This is a genomic window from Ruegeria sp. C8, from assembly GCF_056537565.1.
Map to the genome: position 1 here is coordinate 1 of NZ_JBQFRV010000026.1, position 23,722 is coordinate 23,722.

General features: G+C 54.8%; 20 protein-coding genes and 1 pseudogene. 13 read left to right on the forward strand and 8 right to left on the reverse strand.

The genetic code is table 11. The annotated features are described in order from the left end of the window. Positions 1 to 171 precede the first annotated feature (171 nt). Positions 172 to 1,884 (reverse strand): adenylate/guanylate cyclase domain-containing protein, encoded by a 1,713-nt coding sequence (locus ACR0KL_RS21700; protein ID WP_170681202.1) that lies wholly within the window; start codon positions 1,882 to 1,884, stop codon positions 172 to 174. 172 nt (positions 1,885 to 2,056) lie between these two features. On the opposite strand from ACR0KL_RS21700, the gene ACR0KL_RS21705 reads away from it, so the two are divergent. Next, positions 2,057 to 2,290 (forward strand): site-specific integrase, encoded by a 234-nt coding sequence (locus ACR0KL_RS21705; RefSeq protein ID WP_480555428.1) that lies wholly within the window; start codon positions 2,057 to 2,059, stop codon positions 2,288 to 2,290. Positions 2,291 to 3,013: 723 nt separating this feature from the next. Here ACR0KL_RS21705 and ACR0KL_RS21710 read toward each other — a convergent pair. Continuing rightward, positions 3,014 to 3,955, reverse strand: a complete 942-nt coding sequence (locus ACR0KL_RS21710; RefSeq protein WP_480777493.1) for a LysR substrate-binding domain-containing protein — start codon at positions 3,953 to 3,955, stop codon at positions 3,014 to 3,016. 80 nt (positions 3,956 to 4,035) lie between these two features. Here ACR0KL_RS21710 and proX point away from each other — a divergent pair, with 80 nt between their 5' ends. The 5 genes from proX to ACR0KL_RS21735 all read left to right on the forward strand — a co-directional run bounded on the left by proX (position 4,036) and on the right by ACR0KL_RS21735 (position 9,654). Beyond that, a complete protein-coding gene (gene proX / locus ACR0KL_RS21715) occupies positions 4,036 to 4,995 on the forward strand; it encodes a glycine betaine/L-proline ABC transporter substrate-binding protein ProX (protein WP_480777494.1) in 960 nt (319 codons plus the stop codon). A gap of 62 nt (positions 4,996 to 5,057) precedes the next feature. Next, complete coding sequence (locus ACR0KL_RS21720) at positions 5,058 to 6,077, forward strand: glycine betaine/L-proline ABC transporter ATP-binding protein (protein ID WP_170549618.1); 1,020 nt, start codon at positions 5,058 to 5,060, stop codon at positions 6,075 to 6,077. An 11-nt stretch (positions 6,078 to 6,088) separates the two neighbouring features. Beyond that, a complete protein-coding gene (locus tag ACR0KL_RS21725; RefSeq protein ID WP_170549621.1) occupies positions 6,089 to 7,006 on the forward strand; it encodes an ABC transporter permease subunit in 918 nt (305 codons plus the stop codon). 1 nt (position 7,007) lies between these two features. Further along, the gene (gene betC, locus ACR0KL_RS21730) at positions 7,008 to 8,504 is read left to right on the forward strand and encodes a choline-sulfatase (RefSeq protein ID WP_170681198.1); all 1,497 of its coding nucleotides are present in this window, start codon (positions 7,008 to 7,010) and stop codon (positions 8,502 to 8,504) included. Between the two features lie 238 nt (positions 8,505 to 8,742). After that, a complete protein-coding gene (locus ACR0KL_RS21735; RefSeq protein WP_170681196.1) occupies positions 8,743 to 9,654 on the forward strand; it encodes a homocysteine S-methyltransferase family protein in 912 nt (303 codons plus the stop codon). A 223-nt stretch (positions 9,655 to 9,877) separates the two neighbouring features. Here the strand turns inward: ACR0KL_RS21735 and ACR0KL_RS21740 are convergent, their stop codons facing one another. Next, positions 9,878 to 11,188 carry an aminotransferase class I/II-fold pyridoxal phosphate-dependent enzyme gene (locus tag ACR0KL_RS21740; RefSeq protein ID WP_170681193.1) on the reverse strand — a complete coding sequence of 437 codons (1,311 nt, stop codon included), beginning with the start codon at positions 11,186 to 11,188 and terminating at the stop codon, positions 9,878 to 9,880. A 100-nt stretch (positions 11,189 to 11,288) separates the two neighbouring features. On the opposite strand from ACR0KL_RS21740, the gene ACR0KL_RS21745 reads away from it, so the two are divergent. Further along, complete coding sequence (locus ACR0KL_RS21745) at positions 11,289 to 12,185, forward strand: LysR family transcriptional regulator (RefSeq protein WP_170681192.1); 897 nt, start codon at positions 11,289 to 11,291, stop codon at positions 12,183 to 12,185. Between the two features lie 64 nt (positions 12,186 to 12,249). Here ACR0KL_RS21745 and ACR0KL_RS21750 read toward each other — a convergent pair. Then, positions 12,250 to 12,918 (reverse strand): annotated as a pseudogene (locus tag ACR0KL_RS21750) (IS6 family transposase). 224 nt (positions 12,919 to 13,142) lie between these two features. Between ACR0KL_RS21750 and ACR0KL_RS21755 the strand changes: the two are divergent. Beyond that, complete coding sequence (locus tag ACR0KL_RS21755; RefSeq protein WP_170549636.1) at positions 13,143 to 13,562, forward strand: CAP domain-containing protein; 420 nt, start codon at positions 13,143 to 13,145, stop codon at positions 13,560 to 13,562. 584 nt (positions 13,563 to 14,146) lie between these two features. On the opposite strand, the gene ACR0KL_RS21760 is transcribed toward ACR0KL_RS21755, so the two are convergent. The 4 genes from ACR0KL_RS21760 to paaG are packed head-to-tail and all read right to left on the reverse strand — an operon-like array spanning position 14,147 to position 17,294. Then, positions 14,147 to 14,743 carry a TetR/AcrR family transcriptional regulator gene (locus ACR0KL_RS21760; protein WP_170681191.1) on the reverse strand — a complete coding sequence of 199 codons (597 nt, stop codon included), beginning with the start codon at positions 14,741 to 14,743 and terminating at the stop codon, positions 14,147 to 14,149. Positions 14,744 to 14,746: 3 nt separating this feature from the next. Further along, positions 14,747 to 16,057 (reverse strand): phenylacetate--CoA ligase PaaK, encoded by a 1,311-nt coding sequence (gene paaK / locus ACR0KL_RS21765; protein ID WP_170681190.1) that lies wholly within the window; start codon positions 16,055 to 16,057, stop codon positions 14,747 to 14,749. A gap of 23 nt (positions 16,058 to 16,080) precedes the next feature. Beyond that, complete coding sequence (gene paaI, locus ACR0KL_RS21770) at positions 16,081 to 16,506, reverse strand: hydroxyphenylacetyl-CoA thioesterase PaaI (RefSeq protein WP_170668388.1); 426 nt, start codon at positions 16,504 to 16,506, stop codon at positions 16,081 to 16,083. A 2-nt stretch (positions 16,507 to 16,508) separates the two neighbouring features. Continuing rightward, positions 16,509 to 17,294, reverse strand: coding sequence for a 2-(1,2-epoxy-1,2-dihydrophenyl)acetyl-CoA isomerase PaaG (paaG, locus tag ACR0KL_RS21775; RefSeq protein ID WP_170681189.1), 786 nt, complete (start codon positions 17,292 to 17,294; stop codon positions 16,509 to 16,511). 103 nt (positions 17,295 to 17,397) lie between these two features. Between paaG and ACR0KL_RS21780 the strand changes: the two genes are divergently transcribed. The 5 genes from ACR0KL_RS21780 (at position 17,398) to ACR0KL_RS21800 (ending at position 23,621) form a co-directional block, all read left to right on the forward strand. Then, positions 17,398 to 19,416, forward strand: a complete 2,019-nt coding sequence (locus ACR0KL_RS21780) for a 3-hydroxyacyl-CoA dehydrogenase NAD-binding domain-containing protein (RefSeq protein ID WP_480555421.1) — start codon at positions 17,398 to 17,400, stop codon at positions 19,414 to 19,416. A gap of 85 nt (positions 19,417 to 19,501) precedes the next feature. Continuing rightward, positions 19,502 to 20,521 carry a TRAP transporter substrate-binding protein gene (locus ACR0KL_RS21785; RefSeq protein ID WP_170681187.1) on the forward strand — a complete coding sequence of 340 codons (1,020 nt, stop codon included), beginning with the start codon at positions 19,502 to 19,504 and terminating at the stop codon, positions 20,519 to 20,521. A gap of 57 nt (positions 20,522 to 20,578) precedes the next feature. After that, positions 20,579 to 21,085, forward strand: coding sequence for a TRAP transporter small permease (locus tag ACR0KL_RS21790; protein ID WP_480777495.1), 507 nt, complete (start codon positions 20,579 to 20,581; stop codon positions 21,083 to 21,085). Further along, positions 21,082 to 22,434 carry a TRAP transporter large permease gene (locus ACR0KL_RS21795; RefSeq protein WP_170681183.1) on the forward strand — a complete coding sequence of 451 codons (1,353 nt, stop codon included), beginning with the start codon at positions 21,082 to 21,084 and terminating at the stop codon, positions 22,432 to 22,434. Before ACR0KL_RS21790 ends, ACR0KL_RS21795 begins: the two co-directional genes overlap by 4 nt. Beyond that, the gene (locus ACR0KL_RS21800) at positions 22,434 to 23,621 is read left to right on the forward strand and encodes a cytochrome P450 (protein ID WP_170681181.1); all 1,188 of its coding nucleotides are present in this window, start codon (positions 22,434 to 22,436) and stop codon (positions 23,619 to 23,621) included. The genes ACR0KL_RS21795 and ACR0KL_RS21800 overlap by 1 nt, the downstream gene beginning before the upstream one ends. Positions 23,622 to 23,722 lie beyond the last annotated feature (101 nt).

Genomic DNA, 23,722 nt, shown 5'->3' on the forward strand with positions numbered 1-23,722 from the left:
GCACATTGCTACCTTCGAGGAGTTTCCTCCGATCCCCCCAGGAACGCCGGACCCCTACGAACCACCCACTGACTGAAGGGCGGCTTTGTCCCGCATTTTCCGAATTGCCGTCGTTCCCTGCAACTTAACTGAACATCTAATTTGCAGACATTTGCCGACTTTGCCAGTCACCTATTGAGGTAACCCTGCCTTCAACCAACCTTCACGCCAGTTGTTTGCGGAGGCTGGAACAGTGAAGATTGGTATCTGGGTTTCCTGTGAAGCGGCAGTCAAGCCCGGGCGCAAAATCTGCAGGTCTTTAACCGCTTTGCGAGCGACTTCTTCATCAGTCAGGTGCCCCAGAGAAGCGATCAGCATGAGGTGACTCATGACGAAGCTGGATCGCACTGACAAAGCATCCCGACAAGCTCCAGCCGCTTCCTCATATCGCTCAAGCTGAAAGAGTGCGCTTGCCTGAGCAAGGTAGGCGGCGTGGCGCAACGGATCATGTGGGCTAAGGTCGACAGATTGAACCGCGTGTTTCAGAGCCTCCTCCGGCCTATCAAGCAGGCATAGGTTAATGGATGCTAGCATGTGAACTGTTGCAGCGTTTGGATTTTGCTTGAGCGCTTGTTTGAAAACGTCCCGCGCACGCGGCAGGTCTCGCGCGAGCATTGAGATGGAATGCGCCGCATACGCCATTGCGATCCCGTCTGCACGATCGCTCATGAGGACCCGTTCAGCGGCCGTGACAGCTTCCTTTGGCCCGTCACCAATAGGTTCAAGTCCTTGAACCATTCGTTGAATATGCAACCAAGCCAAAAGCCCGGATGCGGACGTATAGTCTGGATCACGATCCAGTGCGAGTGTTGTGAGTTGTATGGCCTTGCGGTTGTCTTCGTCCGTCAAAAGATGGAAGTGCGATTGCGCCCGAAGGTACAGTTCGTAAGCTTCCAAATTGTCCGTTGGTTTCGCTCGTGCTCGGTTTGTTTCAGCGTGCCTCAGTGATGGCTCAATCGCTGTCACGACCTCAACGGTGACTTTGTCTTGAAGGTCAAAAATATCATCAAGCACGCCGTCAAATCGATCTGCCCAAAGATGGCTGCCGTTTTCTGCATCAATCAGCTGCCCTGTAATGCGGACGCGCTGACCTGCACGTCTGACCGAGCCCTCTAGAACATACCGCACCCCAAGAGTGCGCCCGACTTCACGTATATCCGTGCTTTTGCCTTTGAACGTGAATGACGAGTTTCGGGCCAACACCATAAGCCAGCGGAAACGAGACAGCTCTGTGATGATGTCCTCGGTAATGCCGTCTGCAAAAAACTCCTGTTCAGGGTCACCGGACATGTTGTCGAACGGAAGTACGGCAATCCCGGGTCTGACATCTGTTGTTGTGGAAAGATTGGCCGAAGTGCCTTTGGGCCAGTGCCAAACACCAATGCGGCGTGTGATGTTCTTCAGTTCAGTTTGCTCGCCGCCTTCGAAGTGAGATGCATCACCACGGTCCAAACTGTTGTGCGAGGTGTCTGACATCAGAACTTGATCCGGCTCGGCCAGCGCTTCGAGACGGGAGGCGACATTTATTCCGTCACCAAAAATGTCATCACCATCCGTGACGACCTCTCCGGTATGAATGCCAATTCGAAGTTTGATACCGTCCGGTTTCTGAGCTGACTGTATTGCGATTGCGCAATCTGCGGCATCTGATGTGGATTTGAACTCGGCAATCCAACCATCGCCCATACTTTTGATCAGCGTTCCGTCATGGTCCTCCAACAGACACTGAAGCGTTTCTTCACGAAATGATCTGAGCGCTGCAATCGTGCCCTCCCGATCACGATCCATCAGTGCAGAGTAGCCAACAATATCAGCTGCAAGCACCGTGGTAAGCCTTCTGTCCATTCGTTAACCCCCGTTTCTACGAACTTAACGCGACGCTCAGGTTCTGTCAGCCCGACAAGGTCACCTTGGGGCTCAGTGGCGACCTCGGTGACAGCGCGGCATCCTGTTATGCCCTATCTAGTCAACTTCAGGTCTTCGTTGTGGGCGTGCATAGCGGATCGGAGGATCAGTTGTGGAAACACAAAACTCACCTGCCATTCGTGCTCTTCGTTCCTCTTGGAAAAAGGGACGCATCGTCGGTCAGAAACGACCTTTGAAACCTAAACACGTCTGGGCAATTCGAGTAAGATTAGAACTCGCAACGAACTATCGCCGCTCGCCTCTCTTTAAAATGGCCATCGCCAGCGAGTTGTGCGGCTGTGACGTGGTGAAGATGAAAGTCGTTGACATCATGGCGTCAGGTTAGATCAACGAGCTGTTTTCGGTGCTACAAAGCAAAACTTAGCAACCGGTCCGCTTAGAGATTTCTGAAGCAATTCAGATCTTAGTCGAGAGGTGGATGGAAGGCGAACTGATGGTCGGGTCTGAATACCTTTGGATAGGGCGTTTCCATGAGTCTATACACATTTCAAAGCGCCAGTATACGCTGACCGTGAGCGCTTGCGCGGCTGCCTTTGCTGCACCTTTCGGCTTGAGTTCACGCCAATGACTGGGAGACGTATGTCAGAGGAACGAACACTTCACTCCCGGTGCTTCGATTCGAACAATGCTTCACCTCATTCATAGTGTGCCTCCAGGCTGCGAGAAATGGTGATGCGTGATCCTTGGCTGGTAAATGTTCTTTCAAAACTTGATTGATCAAGGACAACTGGTGCGCGTGGCGAGCAGGAGCGTCCGAACCGAACGGAGATACTTCGCCTTTTTGACCGAGAGAGCTTCGAAATACGCCGCTTAAAAGAAAGTTTGGGAATGGCTGGGCTCCCTGTCCGAAGCCGCACCGTGACAAGGACGAAAACCTAATGAAGGGCAACTTCCGCGGCCCATTAGCTAGGAACAGCCCAAAGCTGTCGTTGATACATTAGTCCTATTGCTGCGCTGCGGTCCGTCAGAGAAGACATTTGCCGCAGGCGCAATATTGCGAACTGATTTAGAGTGCGAAGCGCACTTTCTGCTGTAGTACTGGCGGATCTTACAGTTGAGTTGCTTGATCAATTACCCAACTGCAGAACTTTCTTGTGTCTTCTCTGTCTGCAGCAGCGTTGATTAAATAGAAATAGTCGCGTTCGATTTCCAAGAATCCTTCCAACTTTATCAAAGTTCCGTCAGCGAGATATGGGTCGACCAATGGGTTTCCCGCCAAAGCGATACCTTGTCCCGCGATCGCGGCCTGCAGCATGTTGATATAGGTATTCATAGCCACGCCGCTGGAGTCCGCTGACAGCACCAAATCGTTGGCTTTAAACCAATGTGGCCAACGCGCCCCAGCCCGATAGATACCAGACAGGTAAAGCAAATTCTCCTTCATCAGATCCATGGGTTCTGACAGAGCAGTACTGGGAGAGTATTTTGGGCTCATCACTGGAAAAATGCGCTCGCGCAACAGCGGAATTACGTTGTCTCCGGTTGGCTTTTCCTTGGAATAACGGATCGCAACATCGACGTTTTCCGCGGCAAGGTCCAGCTTACGATCAGTGACTACAAGGTTCAGTTCAACCTCCGGGAACTGATTGCTGAAATCCACCATACGCGGCATGAGCCAGTAGGTCGCAAAGGCAGTCGTCGTGGTTACTGTCAGTGGGGTATCACCTGACGTCTTTGAGACATTCAGAACGGCGTTTGCAATCTGATGCAAAGCCGGAGCCACCTCAGCCTCCAGCATCCTGCCCGCCAGAGTCAAAGATACTTTTCTGTGGTCCCTGACAAACAGCGTCGTACCAAGTGCTTGTTCAAGCTCGGCAATCTGGCGGCTAACCGACACGCGCGTGACGCCCAGCTCTTCTGCCGCACGTGTAAAGTTGGAATTTCTGCATGCTGCCTCAAAGGTTATCAGATGCGGCAGCTTAGTAAGTGTTTTGCGAAGGTTTACCATAACATTCTGGTTAACAAACTGGATGGTATTTTGGAACTTCACAACTGCATTCAGATGACAAAAAATCACCCCAAGAGAAGAAACCGGCCGAACAGGCCCTTGTAAATTTCAGGGAGGAAAACATGACAAACTTCTCCAATCTCACGCGTACCGCAGCGATGACAACCGTGCTCGCACTTCCAGCATTTGCGGCCGATCAGCCCGGCGCAGGTGTTGATGTCTCGCCCATCAAAGGATCGCCCGCCAACGCGTGGTTTCAGCATATGGTCGTGCAGCAGGGTTTGGAGGCTTTGGGCTACAATGTCGAAGAAACCTTGGAAGCAGATTTCCCGGCTGTGCATCTGGCTGTTGCGTCTGGCGACGCCGACTATACCTTCAATCACTGGAAACCCCTCCATAACGACTTTTTTGACAAGTCCGGCGGCGAAAGCACCATGACCCGAGTAAAGGCAGGGATTACTGGGGCGGGCCAAGGGTTCTTTATCGACAAGAAGACCGCTGAAGCGAACGGCATAACCAGCGTTCAACAATTCTCCGATCCTGCCGTTGCGGCCCTGTTTGATGCAGATGGCGATGGTCGTGCCAACTTGTCGGGATGCAATCCCGGTTGGGGATGTGAAATCGCAATCGAGGATCATCTGGACAATTTGAACCTGCGCGAAACCGTTCAACATGATCAGGGTAGCTATTTTGCGATCATGGCTGACACCATTACGCGATATAACGAAGGCGGCGCTATCCTTTACTACACTTGGACGCCGAATTGGATCAGCGATGTCCTGGTCCCCGGTGAAGATGTAATAAAGATTGGCATTCAAAGCGACGGCGAGATGGACGCGGGTTTTGCTGTGAACGACGTCTATATCGTCGCGAACAATGAATTCCTTGAAGATAACCCTGCCGCTGCAAAGTTCTTTGAACTGGTCGATATCCCGATCAGCGCCGTCAACGCGGCGCAAGTAAAACTGCGCGACGGGGAAAATACGCTGGAAGACTTCCAGCGCCACGCCGCCGATTGGATTGCCGAAAACCAAGCGCAATTCGACGGTTGGGTGGCCGAGGCCGCGGCTGCCGCAAACTAACTCTCCCCGAAGACTTTGGGGCGGCTTATCCGGCCGCTCCGGTTTTTTGAAGGAACAAGACAATGGCTGATGCACAGATCGAATGCCGTGACCTCTGGAAAATCTACGGCAACCGCTCGGACGAAGCCATGAAGGCGGTCCTGGCTGAGGGGCTGTCGAAAGAGGACGTGAGAGACAGATTTGGCTGCGTTCTTGGCGTTCGTGATGCGAGTTTCAGCGTCCGGAAGGGCGAGATTTTCTGCATTATGGGACTGTCCGGGTCAGGCAAGTCCACCCTTGTGCGCCACGTCAACAGGTTGATTGAACCGACGTCTGGCCAAATTCATGTGGCTGGCCAGCGCGTGGACACGATGGGCGAAGAAGAACTTCGCCAATTGCGAGCCGAAACGATTGGCATGGTCTTCCAGCATATGGCGCTGTGGCCGCATCGAACCTTGGGCGAAAATGTCGGATTCGGGCTCGAAGTTCGCGGCATTGATTTGCCAACACGGCGAGAGGCGGCAGTCAAGGCGCTCGAAGCCATGGATCTAGGCGGTTGGATTGATCACTACCCCGATCAGCTTTCGGGCGGCATGCAGCAACGTGTCGGTCTCGCCCGCGCATTGGCAGCCGACCCAGAAATCCTGTTGATGGACGAGCCATTCTCGGCGCTTGATCCTCTGATCCGCCGCCAATTGCAGGACCAGTTCCTGAACCTGTCGGCGCATATGCACAAAACCACGCTGTTCATCACCCATGATCTGGATGAAGCCATCCGGATGGGAGACCACATTGCCATCATGAATGACGGTGAGATCGTGCAGATTGGTACACCCGAAGAAATCGTGACCAGCCCCAAGGACGACTATGTCGCAGAGTTTGTGAAAGGCATCAGCCGTGTCGCGCTGGTCCGGGCGGAAACCATCATGGAGCCGCTGAACGGGCGGGAGACAACGGAAAAGACCGTGCGCGTCGACGCTGAACTGGGTGAGATCATTGATCTGTTCATGGAAGATCAGTCTCCAGTCACCGTCGTTAGTCCGGATCATGCCTCCGTTGGGCAGATCACCATCAAGGACGCGTTGACTGCGTTGCGCGGGTAAGGGGCGAAATCATGGATATCTGGAATATTTTTGACACCGAATGGGTCCCCGTTGGCACATGGGTTGAATCCTTCCTGCAATGGGTGGTGACCAATTTCCGCTTCATCTTTCAGGCGATCAAGGTGCCGTTTGAAATCGTTCTGACCGGATTGGAGGACGCTCTGACCCAGGCCCCAGACTTGGTGGTTCTGGCATTAATCATTTTGGTGGCCTGGCAGGCAGGCGGTCGCCGTCTGGGCCTGATCTCGGCGGCCTGCATGCTTGCCATCGGTCTGATGGGTGCATGGGAAGAAAGCATGACCACCCTGTCCATCGTTCTGACATGCGTTGTGTTCTGTTCACTGATCGGCATTCCGCTGGGTGTTTACTCGGCCAAGAATGATCGGTTCTGGACGGTTCTGCAGCCCATGCTTGATCTGATGCAAACGATCCCGTCCTTTGTCTACCTGGTGCCAATCGTGATGTTGTTCTCGATCGGCAATGTCTCAGGTGTAATCGTGACATTCATCTACGCCCTGCCGCCAGTGGTGCGCCTGACCAATCTGGGCATCCGACAGGTTCGGGGCGATATGGTCGAGGCCGCGCGCGCCTTTGGTGCTTCGAACCGGCAAACGCTGTATAAGGTCGAGCTACCTTTGGCGATGCCGACCATCATGGCAGGCGTGAACCAGACCATCATGATGGCCTTGAGCATGGTCGTGGTGTCTTCGATGATTTCCGTGACTGGTCTGGGCCAGATGGTTCTGCGGGGCATCGGGCGTCTGGACATGGGTCTGGCGACCGTCGGTGGGCTGGGCATCGTATTTCTGGCCATCGTCATTGACCGTGTATCGCAAAGCTTCGGCATTTCATCGCGTGAGCGTGGTCACAAGAAATGGTACGAAACCGGCCCGGTTGGATATGTCCGCAGCCTGATGGGACGGTGGTAACATGACCGAATCTCGCCCAAATATCCTGTTCTTTCAGGTCGATCAGCTGACGGCGTCTGCCCTGCAAACCTACGGAGACACCATCTGCCACTCCCCGACCATTGATGATTTGGCCGCGCGTGGTGTGGTGTTTGAGAACGCCTATTGTAACTATCCGCTTTGTGCACCATCCCGCTTTTCGATGGCAACAGGGCAGCTGGCGTCGAAAGTTGGCGCTTATGACAATGCAGCAGAGTTTTCGGCCGAAATCCCGACCTATGCGCATTACCTGCGCGCAGCGGGCTATCAAACGGCCCTGTCCGGCAAGATGCATTTCATCGGCCCTGATCAGTTCCACGGGTTTGAAAAGCGCCTGACAGCGGACCTGTATCCGGGTGATTTCGCCTGGGTTCCCAATTGGGAAAACGAGGGCAAGCGCGACACCAACGATCCTCGGGCCGTGCGCATCGCCGGGATCTGCGAGCGATCGGTCCAGATCGACTATGATGAAGAGGTCACGTTCAAGGCAATACAACACATATTCGATATGGCGCGCGGTGACGACAAACGCCCGTTCTTTTTGCAAGTCTCTTACACCCATCCGCATGAACCTTACCTTTGCCGGAAAGAGTTCTGGGATCTCTACGAAGGAAAATACATCCCCATGCCCGCTGTCGGGGCATTGTCGGAAAATGAGCATGATCCTCACTCTGTCCGCCTACTCAAGGATTTTGGTATGTTGGGCATCCAGTTCAGTGACGAGGACGTTGTCCGCGCCATCCGCGCCTACTATGGATCTATAAGCTATATCGATAGCCTGATGACTCGGATCATAGATGCCCTGAGAGCAACCGGCGCGGACCAGAACACCGTAATTGTTTTCACTTCGGATCATGGTGAGATGCTTGGTGAACGTGGCATGTGGTTCAAAAAGCATTTCTTTGAAAAGTCCCTGCGCATTCCCCTTATCATCGCTGGCCCCGGTATCGCGCCGCAACGGGTTCAGGAGTTGACATCTCTTGTCGATGTCGTCCCGACCCTGAACACAATTGCCGAGATTGAGAACGCTGTAGAACCGCTGGAAGGTGTGGATCTGTTGTCACTCGCAGACAGGGGTAATCCGCCACCTGAACGCGCAGTCTATGCCGAGTATCTGGCCGAGGCGACCAAGGTTCCGATGTTCATGATCCGCCGTGGGAACTTCAAATTCATCTCGTCTTCCCATGACGGGATCATGCTCTTTGATCTATCGGACGACCCGAATGAGCGCACAAACCTTGCACATGCCGAGAGCCATCGCGAATTGGTCCACGGATTCATCCAAGAAGTCGAAGAAAAATGGAATGAAGCTGAGTTGATGGAAAGCATCGTTCTCAGTCAGAAACGACGCGCTCTGGTTCGCAGGGCAATGGGGCAAGGCGTCAAGCAGCGTTGGAACCACGGTGAGTCTGAAGCCGACAAAGTTCTATGGTACCGCGGAGAACAGGGCTACAACGAATGGGCGTTCGACTATATCTGACGCCAAACCAATGAGCCGCCATTTGTAACGGCTGTCTGGGCCCAAACCTGCCTTTGTTTAAAGCTTGATGACGCTGCAGTGCGGCCGGCAGAAGGAGACTTTCGCTGCGGTTCAGAGTTGCCCGGGAAGATGGGGTCAGTCCCGCGGAACACAGTGTGTCGCCGCCCTAAGGTTCACAGAAAACCCGAGACAATGTAGGTTTCTTTTGAAAGCTTAACAGCAATGGGAGTGGACTAAAATGGCACGACAGTTCCCACTCGAAGGTCAAAAGACTTATCTGGTTTATGCTGGCACTGGCACCGACCTGATATTTAATCATGGAGTTGAGTTGCCTGGTTTCGCGTCGTTTCCATTGCTGGAAGAGCCTGACACAAGGGCAATACTGGCCGGTCAAATGAAAGCTCTTGTCGATCTCGCGCGTGAAATGAATGTCGGATGCATCCTTGATGCGCCCACATGGATGGCGAACGCCGACCGGGCAGCGCCCTTGGGGTACGATGCAGAACGGCTCGTTGAAGTGAACAAAGATGCGGTCAGTCTAATGGAGGAATTACGCCAAACTTCCGCTCGCGATGATGTACTGGTGTCGGCCTGTATCGGCCCCCGCTATGATCCTTACGCCGATATCCCACCAGTACCCCTCGAAGATGCACGTCAGTATCACGCCGCTCAAATGCGAAGCCTGAAAGACACAAGCGTCGACCTGGTCACCGCTTATACATTCAACCGTCCAAGCGAGGCAGCGGGATGCATCTTCGCCGCCCGAGACGCTGATCTGCCGATCATAATGTCTCTGGCCGTTGAGACAGACGGGTGCTTGGCAGACGGAACCAAACTTGTGGACGGAGTAGACCAGATCGATGCGGCAACCGACTCAGCGGCGCTGTTTTTTATGGTTAACTGCGCCCATCCGACCCATTTCGGCGGAGCGCTTGGCAATCACCCTCGACTTAAAGGACTGGTGGCGAACGCTTCAAGTTGCTCGCATGCGGAGCTGGACGAGGCAGATGAGCTGGACGAAGGCGATCCAATTGAACTTGGTAAGCAGATTGGCGCGATTGCGCGGCAGAATCCTTCGATTAAAGTATTTGGAGGGTGCTGCGGTACCGACATGCGTCACTTGAAGTCAATGGCCCGCGAATTGTTGTAGCCAACATAGTTGAATCTTAGCGTTAGCGTTGAGATCTGCGGTGATACTGTGAATTCTGTTCGTAACTTTCTATGAGCGGCCCAATCCGAACCTTGAGCCAAGGATCGTGGTGCCGCGGTGCGGTCCGTCAGACCGGCCATTCGCTGCACTTTCGAACCCTGGTTGGTGTCGGAAGTGTGCGGACGAAGCGGTCATTTATTCTCCTGCGGCGATATTTATAGATCTAGCCGTGAACGAAGTGCACACTTGCAAAATGACAGCGCCAGTCAGCCACTTCGGCGGCGATATCGTCGCCCTTCAATCCGCGCGCAATCAGAGAAGACAGTCTGTCGGCGTGATCAGACGTCATGCCCCATCTCACCAACTCGGGCGTACCGATGCGCAGACCATTCATGTCACCTTCGATTTCCGTCACCGGCAGGCCAATACCGCAAGCCAGGAACCCGGCTTTGCGCAGGGTCTTGGATGCAGCCTGTCCACCGCCAAAGCGTTCTGCCAGAACAGCGAACTGGTGAGAGGCAGTGAAGCCCTCGCGTCCGGCAAAAACCGGAACACCTCGCGCATCGAGGCCCTGGGCCATTGCGCGGGACATTGCGATCATCTCGGCAGCGTAGTCCTGTCCATAGTCGCGCCAATCAAGCATCGTCACAGCAAGCGCAGCTGACTTCGCAGCATCAAAGTTTGCCGTCATGCCTGGGAATGCTATGGCATCCAAAGCCTTTGCGATCTCCGCATCGTTTGTGACAATCAGCCCCCCAGCAGGACCGCCGAGGCTCTTGTACGTACTCATTGTTATGAAGTGTGCGCCCTCGACCAAGGGATTGCGCCAAGCTCTTCCTGCGATAATACCGCATTGGTGCGCGGCGTCGAACATCACCTTGGCACCGACTTCATCTGCAATGGCTCGTACATCTTTGACCGGGTGCTCAAAAAGGTTGAGACTTCCGCCGATCGTGATCAATTTGGGACGCTCCCTTCGCACAAGCGCGCGCAGCTGGTCGAGATCGACGGTGTAGCCATCGGCATCAGTTGGTGCATCTATTGTTTGCAAACCAAACAAACCGGCGCATCCTGCGATGTGATGTGTTACGTGCCCACCGATCGATGCCGGCGGTGCAATGATCGTATCGCCTGCTTGGCAGGTGGCCATGAAGCCATAGAGGTTCGCAATCGCGCCAGAAGGCACGCGGATTTCTGCGAACTTTGCGTCGAAAACTTCCGCGCAAAGCTCGGCTGAGATGACCTCGATCTCTTCGATGGCTTCAAGTCCCATCTCATATTTTTCGCCCGGATATCCAAGCGACGGGCGCGAGCCGATTCCTGAAGACAGCAGTGCTTCAGCTCTCGGGTTCATTACATTGGTTGCAGGATTCAGGTTGAAGCATTCGTGCTCGTGGATTTCCCGGTTTCGGGTGGCTAAATGGTCAATCTGATCCAGCAGAGCCTTGGATGAGGTGCGAGACGTTTCGGTTGCGATCTTCTGGACTAGTGCTTCGCTGTCGGCCGGCACCCAGTTTCTCATTTCTATGGTCATCGCAATTTCCTCCTTGGCTGCACACAGATTGGACAGATCGGAATGACAACGCAAACTAGTTTTGCTATTTCTGGGCTTAGAAAAACTTAGGCTGAGATCTATGGCTGTCGCTCCACGTCGCCCTAAAGGGCCGCCCCTCAATGCTCTGCGTGCCTTCGAAGCTGCGGCGAGGCTAGAAAGTTTCGTTTCTGCGGCCGAGGAGTTGGGCGTCACGGCAGGCGCGGTCTCACAACATATAAAAGCTTTGGAAGGCTGGGCCGGAACTACCTTGTTTGAAAGAGGTGCTCACGGTGTTTCGCTATCCTCCTCTGGTCGCAAGCTAGCAGTAGAGTTCACGCATGCCTTTGATCTTCTCGCGGCGGCGACGCAGAGTTTACGAACCCTAGCACCCAACCCCGAGATTCATATTGCCGCTTTGCCCTCAATTGCGCAGCTATGGTTGCCAGCGCGATTGGGCAAGCTGCGCGAGAAGCGTCCCGACCTGAATGTCTCGGTGACAGCGATGGAGAGGCCTCCCAGCCTATCGAGAGAACTATTTGATCTGTCGGTTTTCCTTTCCGTCCCGGCTGAAACACCGGATCAGATCGTGCTTGCGGAAGACGAAATCCTTCCCGTTTGTTCAGCAAAGATAGCAGATGGTCTTGATCTAGAGACCGCGCAGTTGCTGCACGACCAGACGTGGCAAGAAGACTGGTCCATGTGGTCAGAGGCGACAGGTGTTTCAGTTGGTGATCCCCAAAGGGGGCCGAGGTATTCGCTATACGCCCTTGCCGTAGAAGAAGCGAAATCCGGTGCGGGTGTACTTATGGGACACAGTTGCCTGGTTGAGCAGGCGCTTCAGTCTGGACAACTCAAAAAAGTTTCATCGGAAAGTATCGGAACGGGTCGGGTGTTGGCCCTCGAGCTTCCACATAGATCGAGACGCCATCCTGCGATTGATGAGGTCGTTAGTCTACTTCGAGAGGAAGGACAGCAATTTACGGATGAAAACTGCTGACATGTCGAGTGTTTCTGCGTTGGGCTCAAAACCGATTTCGGTGAAGACACAGAACCTGGGTTTTTCAGGCGTTGCATCTTCGGTTGAGAACGGGCGTGAGTTGACCTTTGCAGATCATGTGAGCCACTTCGATTCCATCTAGCGTTGCAGCTGCTGATGCTTCGGCGTTTGACCCAAGCATCGGTCGTATTCGCCTCTTAATGGATTGGTGGTCTTGTTCGATGATATTGTTCGAGTTCTTTCGCCTGACAATCTCTATTAGTATAGGGCAACCAAAGCCTTTGAGCATTCTGTTGATTGCTTTGTTACCCGCAGTGTTTGCGCCGCTTTTGTCGATGACAATCTTTCGTAGAAGGCCGTTGATGCTCCTGCATTTTGGCGAAGAACTTTGTGGCTGCCAGTTTGTTTCGACGTTCTGAAAGCATGAAATCAAGCATTTTGCCATGTTTGTCTACGGCGCGGTAATGACAGACCCAAGTTCCTTTCACCTTTATATGTAAGTCTCGTTCATTCTCCAGGAGCGGTCGCATGGCTCTTTCCGCCGAAGTTCTGCTTCAGCGATTGCACCGGAAAATTGCGTACCCCAACTGTTCAGCGTGTTGTGGTCGACCGGAACATCTCGTTCGTACTTGATTTCTTACAAATCGCGGCAGGAAACACCATAGCGAACATAAAAGAAGACCGTGAACTGGATAACGTCTCTCGGATACTTCGCTCCCTTGAATGAAATCATGATTAGGATTTCAACTGGTTAAGACCCGAAGTCATTCACTTCGCAGCCGCTACACCGCCAATTGCTAAAAGCTTGCAACAGAGCTCAATAGGCCGCGATTATCTTGGCCTGCGCATATCTAGTCCCTGAAGGAGCAGATTTATAGTAGCAAGACTTACGACCAATTATCTTCGTTTGTAGCAAACCAGGGTTGTAACTATTGGAAGATTCTGGGGATGACTGAAATGTTCCGTGTACTGCTAGTTTTGGCGTACCTGCTCCCTTCGACCATAGTGGCTAACACATTGGCGACGGACGCATTGAATTCACTTCGCGAACGCCAAGGTCTTCACGCCTTGCTATATAGCGAAAAACTGGAGAAAGCTGCGAAATCTCATGCAGAGGACATGGCTAAGAGAGGTTTCTTTTCGCACACCGGATCAAACGGGTCTGATGTAGGAAGGCGGGTTCTCGGGGCAGGCTACAAATGGTGCTTCGTCGCTGAAAACATCGCAAAGGGGCAGCAAGGGTTGGATGCAGTTGTGTCGGCTTGGGCTCGATCACCCGGACATCGAGCGAACATGCTCTCTCGCGAGGCTAGGGAATTCGCGCTCTACGAAGCCGCGGATCGAACTTGGGTAATGGTTTTGGCCGCCCCTTGCTAGTTTCGCGCAGGATCAGCGGGTCAGTTGAAACAATGGTGACGGCCAATCCATTTGTTCGACACGGCCCAATTGAACGCTATGCGCATCTAATCTTCTCAATTTTATCCATATTGGGCATTGAACGGCTAGCGAGCGAGGCGTCTCCAAGGCTGAGGTGCATATGGTAGCATGGCAAGAGTTCGTGTGACGCCGCATACCACTGCGAGTGTTTTCTGCCGCGGCCCGAATTCCAACCTCCATAAAAGCACTGCCGGTGTCATTCTCATTGGCTTTAAACGTCACCAATTGCCTGACACGTACTGGCTCTTGAAGGGTGACCTGATCAACACTCAACCTAGCAGAACACAAGCCCGAAAACCGCGATGCTTAAGAAAACGCGATGCGATCCAAAAGGTTGAGAAATGCCCGGCCATGTACTTTCCCAATGAAATTTGCCATTTTGGGTGTTTTAGATACGGTCATTTATACTAGTTGAACAGCCCAGCATCTGGTTTTCTCCTCATTCGAAATGCCAGTAGTCTGCGATGAGGAATCTCCCTTGAAGCCAATGAAAAGCCGTCAATTGAAAGAAGAGTGCTTCCCTCCTACAGCTTTCGAATGCCGTGGACCGTCAGTGTGCTGACCAGATCAGCGTAGTCTTCACGTGCCTTGGTTCCTGCTCCCGTGTTCCACATGTAATACCAGTTCAGCATGCCGAAGACTGACATTGTGGCTCCGCGCAGCTTGGCCTTGTCATCACCCAATGTCTCTGGAGACAGCTCCTGTAGGATATTGTTGATGAAGCTGACCATATCACGCTGGTACTCGCGCAGTTTCTTTTGCTGGTCGTCGGCGAGGGCGTTCATACCGCTGATCTGAACCCGGTGCTCGTCATCAGCACCTTGATAGGCGAACAAGATTTCGCGGACTGCCTTTCGAAGTTTCTCTTCAGGCTCAAGCCCTTCGAAATCAACGTTGCAAATGCGGTCACGTAAATCACGTAGATAGGTCTCAAGGATGTCATACAAGATGGCATCCTTACTGTCGTAATAATGGTATATGTTCGCCTTGGATATCCCGCACTCTTTTGCCAACAGGGTCATCGAGGCGCGGTCGAACCCCTGATCCGCAAAGATTTTCGCAGCTCTTTTGAGAATCTGTTCCCGCTTCTGGTCGTGGTCTTTGGCGATTGTCCGGGCCACGGCTTATTCCTTATCGCGGTTGTCGATGACGCGCTTCGCCTTGCCCTGAGAGCGTTCGACGTCGCCTGGATCACCTACAACAATTTCCGTTGAAACGCCAACAACGTCCTTGATGCGCTTAGTTAGCATTCGGGCTGCGGCTGTCTTTGACATCTCGTCGGTTGAGTCTGCTGACGCTTCGACAAACACCCGCATCGCGTCCATTCGGCCGGATTTGTAAAGTTCGATCTGATAGTAGGGGGCCAGACCGCCCGTCGCCATGACCTGCTCTTCGATCTGGCTGGGGAAAACATTCACGCCCCTCAGGATCATCATGTCGTCGCTGCGGCCGGTAATCTTTGCCATCCGGCGCATCGAGCGCGCCGTTCCAGGCAACAGACAGGTCAGATCGCGCGTTCGGTAGCGGATCATTGGCAAACCTTCTTTTGTCAAAGTGGTGAAAACCAACTCGCCGGTTTCGCCGTCGGGCAGTACTTCGCCTGTGGCCGGGTCAATGATCTCTGGTAGGAAGTGATCCTCCCAGATCACGGGACCATCTTTTGTTTCGACGCACTCGCTCGCGACGCCGGGACCCATGATTTCAGACAGGCCGTAGATATCAACCGCGTGCATGTCGAACGCGGATTCAACCTCCGTTCGCATCGCGTCTGTCCAGGGCTCTGCTCCGAAAACGCCGACCTTGAGAGAGCTTTTTCTCGGGTCGAGCCCGGATTTGTGGAACTGTTCAAGGATGTTGAGCATGTATGAGGGCGTCACCATGATCCCGTCGGGCTGAAAATCATGTATCAAGCCGACCTGTTTCTCGGTCTGCCCGCCGCTCATGGGGACAACGGTCGCACCCAATCGTTCGATACCGTAGTGGGCGCCCAGACCACCAGTAAACAGGCCATAGCCATAGGCGTTGTGGACCAAATCGCCCTTACGCAAACCTGCCGCCCGCAACGAACGCGCACCCAAATCTGCCCAGTTATCGATATCAGCTTTGGTATAGCCCACCACAGTTGGTTTGCCGGTTGTCCCGGAAGACGCGTGCAGTCGAATAATCTCACTGCGTGGGACCGCGAAAAGGCCGAAAGGGTAGTTGTCGCGCAGATCGTTTTTATACGTGAACGGGAACTTCGAAATATCCGAAAGCTGTTGCAAATCATCCGGATGGACACCCGCCTCATCAAAGCGCTGCTTGTACATCGCCACGTTTTCGTAGGCATGTCGGACCGACCATTTGAGGCGTTCAAGCTGTGTCGCACGGATTTCGTCGATCGATGCGATTTCGATCGGGTCCAATTCAGCTTTGTTGGGGGACAGGGCGTCCATTGCGTTGCTCCTCCAGCGTATTTCTATTCGACAAAATTCTGACCACCAACCGCGCGGGACATACCCCGGAATTCGGCGATAGTGATGCCATCTTGATTTGTGATGCGCACGTCATAGACACCGCTACGACCTGCAACAGCAGTTTCTGTTGCGGTTGCGGTCAGGCGGTCTCCCAGGCGGCCCGGTGCGAGATAGCTCATCATTGTATGTTGGCCGACGGTCGCCACGTTGCGACTGTTGCAGGCAAAGGCAAACGCGCTGTCTGCCAGGGCATGGGTGACGCCGCCGTGGCATATGCCATGGCCGTTGCAGTGATGAGTTGCGACGGTCAGTGCCAGAACGGCGCGGCCTTCGTCGACGTTAACGAGTTCCATGCCGAACCATTTGCTGGCCTCATCATTGGCCCACATAGCAGCGGCAGATTTGGCGGCGCGTTCTTGCGGGGTCATCGTCATTTGCCCTGAAAACTTGGCGCGCGTTTTTCGAGGAAGCTGGACACGCCTTCGGCATAGTCCTCGCTTTCCCCGCAGATTTTCATAGCGTCCGCTTCGATTTCAAGATGATCAGAAAGGCTGGTGGTCGCCGCGGTCTGAATGCACTGCTTGGTCTTACCCAACCCAACGGTCGGACCGTTGGCAATTTGGTTTGCCAAGGCGCGGGCTTCGGCCATCAACTGCTCATCGGGCAGGGCTTTCCAGATCAGGCCCCAGTCTTCTGCTTGTTTTGCTGGCAAGGGTTGCGCCGTAAGCGCCAGTCCTTTGGCTCTGGCCTCTCCCAACAAGCGAGGCAGGTGCCAACTGCCGCCGGTATCAGGGATCAGACCGACCTTGGCGAAACTCTGAATGAACTTGGCGCTTTCACCTGCCAAAACCATGTCGCAGGCCAGTGCCAGATTGGCCCCAGCTCCGGCAGCAACACCGTTCACAGCACAAATAACCGGGAAGTTCAGCGACCGGATCAATCGCACCAAAGGCGCATAGAAGGTCCGCACGGTTTTGCTCAGATCAGGCGGGCCGTCCATTTTCGATGGATCGCGGTCACCAAGATCCTGTCCGGCGCAAAATCCGCGACCTGCACCGGTCAAAAGGACGGCGCGCGCGCCGTTGTCTCGGGCGGATTTCAACGCGTCTTGCAGCGCGTAATGCATCTCATCATTGAATGAGTTCAGTTTGTCGGGACGATTCAGTGTAATCTCAACCCAGGTCCCGTGATCTTCTACAAGAATCGTATCGTTCATGACTGCTCTGCCAGATGTCGTTTCATTTTTATCATTGCATTAACCGAACGGTTGGTCAATATATAAACAAGACTCGAATCCAGAGCGCTTGAAGGGCACACCCATGTCTCAGACCTCACTTGTGAATGTTGAACTCAAAGGCGATGTTGCCTGGGTCACCATTGACAACCCGCCGGTCAATGCGACCTCGCAAGCGGTCCGGCAGGGGCTTGCAGATGCTGTGGACGCGGTCAAAGACGCCCGGGTGGCTGTGCTGCGATGCGCTGGCCGGACCTTTGTCGCGGGCGGGGACATGTCCGAATTCGACAAGCCGCCGGTCGAGCCGCACCTGCCCGAGGTCGTTCAAATGATCGAAGACAGCGAGGTTCCCTTTATTGCCTGTATGCACGGGAACGTTCTTGGTGGCGGGTTCGAAATTGCGATGGCCTGCGCATGGCGCATAGCAGCGGCGGGCACGGGATTTGGTCTGCCAGAGGTCAATGTTGGATTGATCCCGGGCGCGGGCGGCACGCAACGTCTGCCACGCCTTGTAGGGATGGAAGCGGCAATCGACCTGGCCTGTAATGGCAAAATGCTGAAAGCCGAGGAGATGCTGCAGCTTGGTGCCGTCGATCTGGTGGCTGACGATCTTGAAAAGGCGGTCGAGAGTTTTGTGGCCGATCTGCCGGACCGTCCTGTGCCGGCCAGCCAACGTATTGTTGCTGATTTTGCGCCTGATCTGATCGAGACCTCTCGGGCATCGCTGAAAAAGCGCGCCAAGGGGCAGCAGTCGCCGTTGGAGAACCTGACCGCGCTAACCTGGTCCCAAATGCCGTTTTCCGAAGCTCAGCCGATGGAGCGGACGCGCCATCTGACGCTTCGCCAAACTGCGGAAAGCCGCGCGCTGCGTCATGCGTTCTTTGCAGAACGCAGTGTCTCCAAGCCCTCTCTGATCAAGGATGTCCAGCCGCGCGATATCAGCCGTATTGCTGTGGTGGGCGGCGGCTTGATGGGGGGCGGAATTGCAACCGCCGCTCTGACGGCTGGCCTGTCTGTCAAGTTGATCGAGCGCGACTCCGAGGCCGCATTGGCAGCCCATGATCGGGTTGAAGACCTGTTGAAGGGCGCGGTCAAACGCGGAAAGATGACCGAGGCTAAATACCTGAATTGCCTGTCCCGATTTCGCGCCGTTGACAGCTATGCCGAAGCAGCCGACGCGGAATTGGCCATAGAAGCCGTGTTCGAGGACCTATCGGTCAAACAGCAGGTCTTTGCCGAATTGGCCAAGAACATGGACGTCGACGCAATTCTTGCCACCAATACATCCTATCTAGACCCGGCTGAAATCTTCTCGGGCATCGAAAACCAGTCACGGTGCATAGGGCTGCATTTCTTCAGCCCGGCTCATGTGATGAAACTGCTCGAGATCGTGCACACCCCCCAAAACACCCCCGAAGTGGTTGCCACGGGATTCGCACTGGGCAAGAAGCTTCGCAAGGTCTCGGTTCTGTCAGGCGTTTGCGACGGTTTCATTGGCAACCGTATGCTGGCCGCTTATCGGCGCGCGGCAGATTATCTGCTGGCAGACGGGGCACTGCCGCATGAAATTGATCAGGCGATGCGGGATTTCGGCATGCCGATGGGGCCCTACGAGTTGCAGGACTTGACCGGGCTGCAGATCGCCTGGGCGAATAGAAAACGCAACGCCGCCAACCGCAACCCGAGTGAACGCTATGTCACCATTGCCGACCAGCTATGTGAGTTGGAGCGGTTTGGTCAGCGATCCGGCAAAGGCTGGTACCGGTACGAAGATGGAAATCGCAAACCGATCCGCGACCCCGAGGTTGAGGCTTTGATCGAAGGGTATTCCGCTGCGCAGGGCATTACCCGCCGGACCTTTACGGCCGAGGAAATATCGTCTCGCCTTCTGGCTGTCATGGCAAATGAGGGCGCTTTGATCATCCAAGAAGGGATCGCCGAAAACGCAGAAGCCGTCGATATGGTTCAGATCCATGGCTATGGCTTTCCGCGTTGGCGCGGGGGGCCGATGAACTATCGCAAGGAAATTGGGAGTGACGTGTCCCAGTCGGTTATGCTGGCTGTGGCTAAAGAAAGTCCGGCGTCTTGGGCCATCGCGGCCTAAACGAAGGCGCTTTAAAAGTGTTGATGGTTACAAAAGCAACCATTAACGCATTCAAAATGCATGTTTCACAGGGAGGAGACAGAACATGAAACTCAGCAACTTGAGCACCTTGCTGGCTTCGGCAGCACTGGCCATTTCGGGTACGGTTGCGATGGCGGCAGACTATACGCTGACCATTTCCAGCTGGGCACCGCCGACTCATGGCATCAACGCCAAGATGTGGCCGAAATTCGTCGAAATGGTTGAAGAAGCCACCGATGGCCAAGTCACCGCCGAACTGAAACTTGGCATCGCACCGCCACCGGCCCAGATGGACCTGATCATGGATGGCGCGGCGGATGCCTCGATCATTTTCCACGGCTACCAGCCGGGCCGCTTTGTCACCACCAAGATGATCGAACTGCCCGGATATGAGGGCTCTGCCGAGGCTGCATCGGTGGCCTATTGGCGCGCCTATGACACGCACCTGAAGGCGGCCGACGAACATCGTGGCGTCAAGGTGATCGCGCTGCATACGCATGGGCCGGCCCAACTGCATTCCAGCAGCCCTGTTACCACGCTGGACGAGGTATCAGGCCTTAAGGTTCGTATCCCCGGTGGCGTGGGTGGCGATGTCGGAACAGCACTGGGCGCAACCGGTATCCAGGTGCCTGCTCCGAAAGTGTACGAAACACTGGCTTCGAAAGCAGCCGATGGTGTCGTGATGCCATTTGAATCCCGCAAGGGCTTCAAGCTGACCGAAGTGGCTCAGAACGTGTACGAAGTTCCGGGCGGCCTGTATCGCGGCTCTTTCGCGTTCATCATGAACGAAGACACATTTGCCGACCTGCCTGCCGAGCTGCAGCAAGCGCTGGAAGAGCAAGTCTTTGGCGAGCCGCTGAGCCGTGAAATCGGTAAAATTTGGGACGAGATTGATGCCATTGGGCGCGAAGCCACCGAAGGCACAGACGGCAACGCGATCAACACTGCATCTGCCGAAGACCTGGAAAAATTCAATGCGATTGCTGTCGATGTCCGCGCCAAGGTCATTGACGAGGTTAACGGCGCCGGGGTCGATGCTCAGGCCGCGTATGACATGATCGTCAGTGAAATGGCCGCGCAATAACGCGAGCTGGTTGGCGGTCTCGCACCGCCAGCCGTTTCGACCGGGCGGGAATTCCTCATGCAATCTCTGGTATCCTTCGCGCGCCGCATCAGTGTTTTTCCGACAGTGATGGCCTGTGTGGCGCTTTTTATCCTCATGGTCATGACGTTTTGCGACGTCATTCTTCGGTCCATATTCAACGCGCCGATCGAAGCGGCGACCGAGTTGACGCGTATTCTGATGGCGATCCTAGTATTCTCGGTGCTGCCGATGATTTCGGCTGGAAAGGGTCAAATTGCAGTCGACCTGACGGACGGGTTGTTTTCGCGACTGCGCCTAAGCCGCGCCCGGGATGCGATAGTCTATCTGGTCTCGGGCATCATGCTTTTCTGGCCAATACAGCGGGTCTGGATCCTTGCCGAACGGGCGCGGGACTACGGTGACGTGACCGAGTACCTTTCGATCCCCGTTTTCTATGTCGGCTGGTTCATTGCCGCGTCTACGGCGATCACGGCCGTCGCTATGATCACAACTGGTCTGCTACACATCTTCGCCCCCCATACTTTGTCGGAGCACCCTCAATGACTGCCGCACTGATCGGCTTTGGCCTTGTTCTTGTTCTCGTGCTTCTGCGCCTGCCGATTGTCTTTGCAATGGGCCTCGTTGGAACGCTGGGTTTTGCGTATGAACGCGGAGGCAGCACTCTGTCCGAACGCGGCTTGAAAGCGGCGATGTCGATGGTGGGTCGTCAGATTACCGACACGGCACAGGACTACGGCCTTTCGGTTATTCCGCTGTTTATCCTGATGGGTTTGTTCGTGAACAAAGGTGGGCTGGCGCGCGAACTTTACGCCGTATCAAACGCGTTTCTTGGCCATTTCAAAGGCGGGATTGCAATGGCTACGGTTGCGGCCTGTGGTGGGTTCTCGGCCATCTGTGGCTCGTCCCTGGCAACGGCGGCAACGATGTCCAAGGTCGCCATGCCGGAAATGCGCCGCTATCGCTATTCAGATGAGCTGTCGACGGCGTCGATCGCGGCAGGCGGCACGCTCGGCATTCTAATCCCGCCCTCCGTGATCCTTGTAATCTATGGTCTGCTGACCGAGACATCCATCGGCAAGCTGTTTGTTGCCGGTATCATTCCCGGCGTGCTTGGCATCCTTCTGTACCTGTTTGCCGTTCGCTGGACCGTCTGGCGCAAACCCGACTCCGGACCCGCAGGAGAAAAACACGGCTGGGGCGAGAAGCTGAGGGCGTTACGGTCGGTTTGGGCGGTGTTGCTTTTGTTTTTTCTGGTCATCGGCGGGCTTTACGGCGCGTTTGATTTCCATCCGCTGAACCTGACCTTCAGCCCGACCGAAGCCGCCGGCATGGGCGCCATGGGGGCGTTTCTGATCGCCTTGTCCCGCGGTGGGTTGACCCTGAGTTCGACCTTCGAGGTGTTGAAAGAAACAACTTATACCGCTGCCGCCCTGTTCTCGGTCCTGATCGGGGCTCAGATCTTTTCGAACTTCATCAACCTCGCTGGCCTGCCCGAGGCGCTGATCGGCTTGGTCACGGCCTATGACGTGGAACCGTTCGTGGTGATCCTGATGATCCTGGGCATCTACATCATCTTGGGCTGCGTGTTTGAATCGCTGTCGATGCTTTTGCTGACCGTGCCGATCTTTTTTCCGCTGGTGACGTCGCTGGGCTATGACCCGATCTGGTTTGGGATCGTGGTTGTTGTCGTGACCGAGATCAGCCTGATTACCCCGCCGGTTGGTTTGAACGTGTTCATCCTAAAAGGGGTGGTCGGGGACGTTTCGACCGCAACGATCTTCAGGGGTGTTACTCCATTTTGGATCGCCGACATTTTCCGTCTGGCCCTGATCGTGCTGGTGCCCTGGCTGGTACTGGTCCTGCCCGAACATATGGGGGCGATGGGTCACTGATGTTTTCCCTGACGGCGCTTCCCGACGGGTTTCACGAGGACCCTTATCCAGCCTATGCCGCGCTGAGAGAGGATATGCCGGTCTGCCCCCAACCCGATGGCTCTGTGATCCTGTCGCGATACGAGGATCTGGATCTGGTCTATCGGGATACGACGCGCTTCATCTCGGATAAAAAGGCGGTGTTTGGGCCCAAATACGGGGTCGACAGCCCGTTATACGAACATCACACCACAAGTCTGGTGTTCAACGATCCGCCTCTGCACACCCGCGTCCGTAAGGTGATGGTCGGCGCGATGAACCCGCGTGCCTTGGCGCAGATGGAGCCGGGTTTGATCCAGCTCGTCGATGGTTTGCTGGATCAGATGCAGGCCAAAGGTCAGGTCGAATTGATCGAGGATTTCGCCGGAGCGATCCCCATCGAAGTGATCGGCAACCTGTTGGGCATTCCCAGGTCCGAACGCGAACCCCTGCGGGACTGGTCTCTGGCTATTCTTGGGGCTTTGGAACCACAATTGACGCCTGAGCAGGAAGAGTGGGGTAATCGCGCCGTCTCCGAATTCAAAGAATTTCTTCGCCATATCATTGAGGATCGAAAAGCCAACCCGGGCAATCCGGAAACGGATGTTCTGACACGTCTGATGCAAGACGATGCGGATGGCGGCTTGACTGACGTTGAGCTGTATCAGAACTGTATCTTTATCCTGAATGCCGGGCACGAGACCACGACAAACCTGATCGGCAACGCGCTGGATCTGCTGGATCGGCACCGAGATAAACGTTCGGAATTGCTGAACAATCCCGACCTGATTGCCACGGCAGTGGACGAATTCTTGCGCCTCGAAAGCCCAAACCAGTTTGGCAATCGCCTGACCACCGAAGACGTGACACTCCACGGCCATACCATTCCGGCAGGCACGGATGTTCACCTGTGTATCGGCGCCGCCAACCGCGACCCAAGGCAGTTTGACCGGCCCGACGAAATGCTGCTGGACCGCCGCCCGAACAAGCACCACGCCTTTGCCGGTGGCCCGCACACCTGCGTCGGTCTGACTCTTGCTCGGATGGAGGGCAAGATTGCGGTCATTCGGTTTTTGAACCGCTTTTCCAACTATCAGGTCACAGAGGGCGCAAAGCGTGGTGGGCGAATTCGCTTTCGCGGGTTCGCCCAGCTTCCTGCACAGGTTTGACGTGACCGAACAAGAAAATGAGTCAGTCTTTTTATTGACCGACCGTACGGTAAATATTATAGCTACCATAACCGCGTACATAGGTCCGCGTAGATCATCTC